This window comes from Bilophila wadsworthia ATCC 49260 (assembly GCF_000701705.1).
GTDB classification, from domain to species: Bacteria; Desulfobacterota; Desulfovibrionia; order Desulfovibrionales; family Desulfovibrionaceae; genus Bilophila; species Bilophila wadsworthia.
This window is the reverse complement of the sequence record NZ_KL370817.1, coordinates 1-5994: the sequence shown is the minus strand read 5'-3', so window position 1 is coordinate 5994 and position 5994 is coordinate 1. Positions and strand designations below refer to the sequence as shown.

5 protein-coding genes are annotated in these 5994 nt (G+C 61.3%); 2 read left to right on the top strand and 3 right to left on the bottom strand.

Going from position 1 to position 5994, the window contains the following annotated elements; genetic code table 11:
* Nucleotides 1-154: 154 nt before the first annotated feature.
* Both T370_RS0122100 and T370_RS0122095 read right to left on the bottom strand, forming a co-directional pair.
* Nucleotides 155-3319 (bottom strand): efflux RND transporter permease subunit, encoded by a 3165-nt coding sequence (locus T370_RS0122100; protein ID WP_029437042.1) that lies wholly within the window; start codon nt 3317-3319, stop codon nt 155-157.
* Between the two features lie 9 nt (nt 3320-3328).
* On the bottom strand, nt 3329-4537 hold the full coding sequence (locus T370_RS0122095; RefSeq protein WP_029437041.1) for an efflux RND transporter periplasmic adaptor subunit: 1209 nt from the start codon (nt 4535-4537) through the stop codon (nt 3329-3331).
* A 169-nt stretch (nt 4538-4706) separates the two neighbouring features.
* Between T370_RS0122095 and T370_RS25580 the strand changes: the two genes are divergently transcribed.
* Together T370_RS25580 and T370_RS0122085 are read left to right on the top strand one after the other, a co-directional pair.
* Nucleotides 4707-4880, top strand: coding sequence for a hypothetical protein (locus T370_RS25580; protein WP_005025158.1), 174 nt, complete (start codon nt 4707-4709; stop codon nt 4878-4880).
* A complete protein-coding gene (locus T370_RS0122085) occupies nt 4877-5584 on the top strand; it encodes a hypothetical protein (protein ID WP_029437040.1) in 708 nt (235 codons plus the stop codon). Before T370_RS25580 ends, T370_RS0122085 begins: the two co-directional genes overlap by 4 nt.
* Before the next feature lie 162 nt (nt 5585-5746).
* On the opposite strand, the gene tnpA is transcribed toward T370_RS0122085, so the two are convergent.
* A partial coding sequence (gene tnpA, locus T370_RS0122080) for an IS200/IS605 family transposase (RefSeq protein ID WP_034507705.1) occupies nt 5747-5994 on the bottom strand: 248 nt, incomplete at its 5' end.

The following is a 5994-nucleotide window of genomic DNA, read 5'->3' as shown; positions in this document are numbered from 1 at the left end:
CCCCCGCCGCTCCGAAGGCGTCAGGAATGTCTTCGATTTCCTCCGGCGTGATGCCGTGCAATGCAACGATGAGCCAATATATGCCCCTTGCCTCCATTACAAAAGGCCTGGGGAGGCGGGGCGGGAAGGGACGGCCTTTTGCCCTCTCTCGATTTTACTCTTCCTTCTTTCCCGTGCCCATAAGCTTTTCAGAGGCCCTCATGATCCAGCGGAAGAAGAAGGGCACGAACAGCGGCGCGACAAGGGTAGCAACGAGCATACCGCCGATGACGCTGGTGCCGATGGCGTGGCGGCTGGCCGCGCCCGCGCCCGTACTGACGGCAAGGGGCACGCAGCCGAGGATGAAGGCCAGCGAGGTCATCACGATGGGCCGGAAACGCAGACGGGCGGCTTCTTCGGCCGCGTGCACCGCGTCCTTGCCTTCGTTACGGTATTGCTCGACGGCGAATTCCACGATCAGGATGGCGTTTTTCGCCGACAGGCCGATCAGCGTCACAAGGGCGACCTGAAAATACACGTCGTTGGAGATGCCGCGCAGCCAGATGGCGGTGATGGCCCCGAGCACGCCGAACGGCACGGCGGTCAGCACGGTGAGCGGGAGCGACCAGCTTTCATACTGCGCGGCGAGGATCAGGAAGACCATGACCAGCGCGAGCACGAAAACGAGCGAACCGCCGCTGCTGACCAGCTTTTCCTGATACGACGAGCCGGACCACGCGATGGTATACCCGTCCGGCAGCACTTCCTTGGCCACTTCCTCCATCGCCGTCATGGCCTGCCCGGAACTGTAGCCCGTGGCGGGGTTGCCCATGAACTTGGCGGCCTGGAAGTTGTTGAAGCGCTCCACGGTCTGAGGCCCGGACGTGGGCTTCACGTTGATCAGGGCCGTCAGGGGGATCATCTCGTCCTGCTTGTTGCGGACGTACACTTCCGCCAGATCTTCCGGCCGCGCGCGGTAATCCTTTTCCGACTGCGTGTAGACGCGGAACGTCCGCCCGTAGAGGTTGAAGTCGTTGATGTAGGAGGAACCGAACGTCGCCTGCATCGTCTGGAAGACATCGGACACGTTCACGCCGAGGGTGCGTGCCTTCTCGCGGTCAAGCTCGACAAAAAGCTGCGGCGCGTTGACCGTGAACGAGGTACTCACGCCTTGCAGCTCGGGCCGCTTGTTCGCCGCTTCCGCGAGTTTCTGCGCAACGTCGGAAAGCTCCACGCTCCCCCTGCCGTTGCGGTCCTGCAACCACATCTCAAAGCCGCCGGTGTTGCTCATGCCGCTGATCGGCGGCGGGTTGAAGGCGATGAACGAACCCTGCTCCAGACCAAAGCCCATGCCGTACAGCTTGCGGGCAAGATCAAAGGAGCTGTCGCCGGGGGCCTTGCGTTCGCCCCACGGCTTGAGGGTAAAGAAGAACGTCGCCACGTTGGTCTTGGCCGCGCCGCTCACGGCGTCCATGCCGGAGAAGCTCATCACGTCCGCGACCAGCGGATCGGCCATGATGGCCTTGTCGAGCTTTTCCACCACGGCGGACGTGCGGCTGATGGCCGCGCCGTCGGGCATGGTCATGAGCGCGATAAGATACCCCTGGTCCTCATCGGGAACGAGCCCGCCCGGCACGCGCTCGAACACGCCGCCGATGCCCACGAGCACAAGCACGAACAGCCCCACGGCAAGCAGGCTGCGCCGGAGCAGCAGCTTCACGATGCTGACGTATTTTCCGGTGAGCCCTTCAAACCATCCGTTGAATTTGCGGAAGAAAACGTTGGGCTCCCCATGCCCCGGCTTGAGCAGCAGGGCGCACAGGGCGGGAGTGAAGGTCAGGGCCACCGCGCCCGAGATGACCACGGACACCGCGATGGTGATGGCGAACTGCTGGTACATGCGGCCCGCCATGCCGTCGGTGAAGGCCACGGGAATGAACACGGCGCACAGCACCAGCACGATGGCGATAACCGGGCCCGTCACTTCCTGCATGGCCTTGGCGGTCGCCTTGCGCGGCGGCAGCCCGTCGCTGATGTGCCGCTCCACGTTCTCGAGCACGACGATGGCGTCGTCGACCACGATGCCGATGGCAAGCACAAGGCCGAACATGGTCAGGGTATTGATGGAGAAGCCAAGGGCATACATGCCCGCGAACGTCCCCACGATGGATACGGGCACGGCGAGGCAGGGGATCAGCGTGGCGCGCCAGTTCTGGAGGAACAGGTACACCACGAGGAACACCAGCACCATCGCCTCGAAAAGCGTCTTCACCACTTCCTCGATGGAAATCTTCACGAAGGTCGTGGTATCGTAGGGGATGCTGTAAGCCACGCCCACAGGGAACTCTTTGGACAGTTCCTCCATCTTGGCCTTGACCACTTCGGCGGTGGCAAGGGCGTTCGCGCCCGGCGAGAGGTAGATGCCGATGGGCACGGCGTCGAGGCCGTTGTACTTGCCCACGAAATCGTAGCTCTGCGCGCCGAGTTCGATGGTCGCCACGTCCTTGAGGCGGAGGATGGAGCCGTCCGGCTGCGTGCGGAGGATGACGTCGCCGAACTGTTCCGGGGTGGTCAGGCGGCCCTGCGTGGTGATCTGCCACGTCACGCCCACGCCGGAGGACATGGGCTCAGCGCCCATGCGGCCCGCCGCGAACTGGGCGTTCTGATCCCGCAAGGCGGTGGCGATGTCCTCGGGCGTGACCCCGAGCTGGCTCATCACGTCGGGCTTGAGCCACACCCGCATGGAATAGTCCTGCGCCGCGAAGTTTTTGGCATCGCCCACGCCGGGAAGGCGTTTCAGCTCGTCGACGATGTTCAGCAATGCGTAGTTGCTGAGATAAATGGTGTTATACCGCTGATCCGGCGAGGTCAGGAAGATGATCTGGAGCATGGAGGACGACTTTTTGAGCACCGAGACGCCCATGCGCTGCACTTCCTGCGGAAGCTGCGCCAGCGCAAGCTGAACCCGGTTGTTCACGTCGATGGTCGCCTGGTCCGGATCCGTGCCCACATTGAAGGACACGGTCAGGCTCATGCTTCCGGTCCCCGAGCTGACCGAGTTCATGTAGATCATGTTGTCGACGCCGTTGATCTGGCTTTCGAGCAGCGAAGCCACGGTCTCAGCGATGACGTTGGCGCTCGCGCCGGTGTAGGTCGCGTTGACTTCCACCTGCGGCGGGGTCAGGTCGGGATACTGTTCAACGGGCAGCACTGAAATGGCGATCGCGCCCACCAGCGTAATGATGAGCGAGATAACCGTGGAAAAGATCGGACGGCGGAGGAAAAAGCCTTCCTTGATTTCGGGAGCCTGTTCCGGCGCCGGGGTTTGTTTGTTTTCCATAGCGCTCCCCTATTCGGCCTTGCCGGAATCGGAGCCTGTGCCGACGGGCTGATCCGGCAGCTTCGCGTCCTGAACGGAGGCTTGCTGAACCCGCACGGGCTGGCCGGGAACGGCTTTGTTGCCGCCTTCCACCACGATACGCTCACCAGCCTTCACGCCCTTGTTCAGCAGGAAACTGTCGCCGTAATTGTCGCCAAGGTCCACCGGGCGCATTTCAGCCTTGTCGCCCTCGCCTATCACGACGACCATACTGCCCTTCTGCGTCTGGATGACGGCCTGCTGCGGGATCAGGATGGCGTTGACCAGTTCCATGCCGGAAAGGGTGACGCGCACGAACTGGCCGGGAAGGACGAACAGATCCGGGTTGACGAACTCGGCCCGGGCCGCGACCACGCTGGTATTGGTGTTGACCTGCTTGTCGATGAAAGTGATCACGCCCTTCGTTTGATAAACCGTCCCGTCCGCGAGGGTGATCTCGGCCACGGTCCCGTCGGACTTGAGGCGGCCCTGTTCCTGCAGCGCGCGCAGGCGCATGAACTGCGGGCTCGGGATAGCGAAGTTGGCGTAGATGGGATCGTTCTGGTTCACCACGGTCAGAAGGCTGCCGTCCTGCGAACCGGCGGTGATGAGGTTGCCGACCGTACGGTATTCGCGGCTGGCGAACCCGGCGACCGGGGCGGTCACATAGGCGTGGCTGAGTTTGATTTCCGCTTCGCTCACGGCGGCCTTGGCGGAATCGAGGTCGGCCTTGGCGCTGTCATAAGCGGCCTGAGCGTCGTCGCGGTCCTTCTGGCTGACGGCGTTTTTCTTGTACAGCGGAAGAACACGGTTCAGGTTCTGGCGGGCCTGCGTGAACTTGGCCTGCGCCTGTTCCATGACGCCGTTGGCCTGACGGAGCGCCGCCCTGTAGGTATCCGGCTCGATCTCGAACAGCAGCTGCCCCTGCTTGACATACTGCCCTTCGTCATAAGCGCGGCGCATGAGGATGCCCGAAACCTGCGCCCGTACTTCGACGGCGCGGGAACCTTCCGTCTGCCCCGCATAGGTGAAACTGACTGGGACGTTGCGCTCCTCGACGGTCATAACGCCCACGAGCGGCGGGGGAAGCGAGGCCGTCCGGCCCTTCTCCTCTGACTTGCACCCGCCCACAAGCAGCAGGGCAAACAGCGTGCACACGGACACCATCAACGACAGAGGGGTACCAACTGGAGATTTCATCAGCTATTCCTTACGTTATCCGTTTCCCTAACGCCGCACCGGCCGATGCGCATTGACATGCCGCCGCCGCATCGACTACTCAAAAGATCTCATTTCGGTCGGACGGTAGCATGTACCGTACCTAGAGAAAAGAGTCCTATACTCAGAAATCGTTAGAGACAGGGATATCATGCGACATTTTCTTCTCCGCGGCATTCTCATCGGTGGTTCTATGGGCGTCCTGTACGCGCTCGCCGGTTTTTCCGACAGCCTTCCCAGAGCCTTCGGCGTAGGCATGATCGGGGGCGCGCTTGCGGGCCTGACGCTCGCCATCCGGCAACGCAAGCGCAAGGACCGGAAATGACCCCAGCAACCGACGGGGCAAACGCCCCGCCCGGGAACAGCCGCTTTGAGGCCATCGCCTCCAGCACCCTTACCGGGCGCTTTTTTGGCGTTCCCTTTTTCCGGCCTTCCGTCAGCCCCGCCCTGCTCTTCAATGTCTGGGCCTACCTGCTCGGCCCGTTCGCCTTTTTCCTCTTCGGCCTTTGGCGCAAAGGCATCGTGCTCCTCGCCGTGGGCCTGTTTTTGTACGCCCCGCTCATCCTGCCCACGGACGCCTCCGCCCTCACGGACATCCTCATTGAGGCCTACACACCGTATTATCAAGCCCTTCAAGCCCTCGCCCTGCTCTTTGTCCTGCTGTTCTGCCTCGGGCGCGGCTTCTGGGCTCTGCTCGCCTTCCTCACTTTTGCCGCCGTCTTTTTGTACGGCTCGTTCCACACCGAGCGCCTGTATATCGGGCTTGGTTTCGGAACCGCCTATGCATGGCTGAACATGAGCATTATCTGGAAGGCGCTGTTTCAGGCCGGACTTTTTTCCCTTCTCGGGCGGTGCTGGCTGGGCTTCGCCGCCATCCTCATCGACGGGCTCGCCCTCTGGTACGTCGGCCTGCCCCTGAATCTGTCCGTTTCCGTTCTTCCCGCCGCGGCCTTTCCCGTCTTCTGCGGCATGATGGCCACCTATGACCGCTATCGGAAGGATGTACTGCGGGAGACGTTTTGGTGGTGATTGAAGATTGGAGGGGGAAGGGGAAACTTTCTAAAGAAAGTTTCCCCTTCCCCCTCCAAACCTCCCCCATCCTCCTCAAAGACTGTCAAAACCCCCGGCAAAGCCGGGGGCTTGAAACGCGGTAACCGCTCAAAGCGGTTTTTGCTATTCGCCTACGGCGAATTACAGCAGCTTAAGCTGCTCCACCTTCCTGTCTTCTTTTTCCTGGTTCCCTATGTAGAGCCGAATTTCCCGTTCTCCTACTCCTACCGTGCTTACAAAATATCCTCTCGCCCAGAAACTCGCTCCTGTTATTTTACAAACTTTTTCAAAATGTTTCGCTATCTCAATAGCGCTTTTTCCTTTTAAATAGCCCACTACTTCTGCCACCCCATATTTAGGTGGAATCGACAGTAACATGTGCACATGAT

Bases quoted from the DNA above. Each gene is read 5' to 3' on its own strand.
- T370_RS0122100 (WP_029437042.1), bottom strand. From the start codon at position 3,319: ATGGAAAACAAACAAACCCCGGCGCCGGAACAGGCTCCCGAAATCAAG.
- T370_RS0122085 (WP_029437040.1), top strand. From the start codon at position 4,877: ATGACCCCAGCAACCGACGGGGCAAACGCCCCGCCCGGGAACAGCCGC.
- T370_RS0122095 (WP_029437041.1), bottom strand. From the start codon at position 4,537: ATGAAATCTCCAGTTGGTACCCCTCTGTCGTTGATGGTGTCCGTGTGC.
- T370_RS25580 (WP_005025158.1), top strand. From the start codon at position 4,707: ATGCGACATTTTCTTCTCCGCGGCATTCTCATCGGTGGTTCTATGGGC.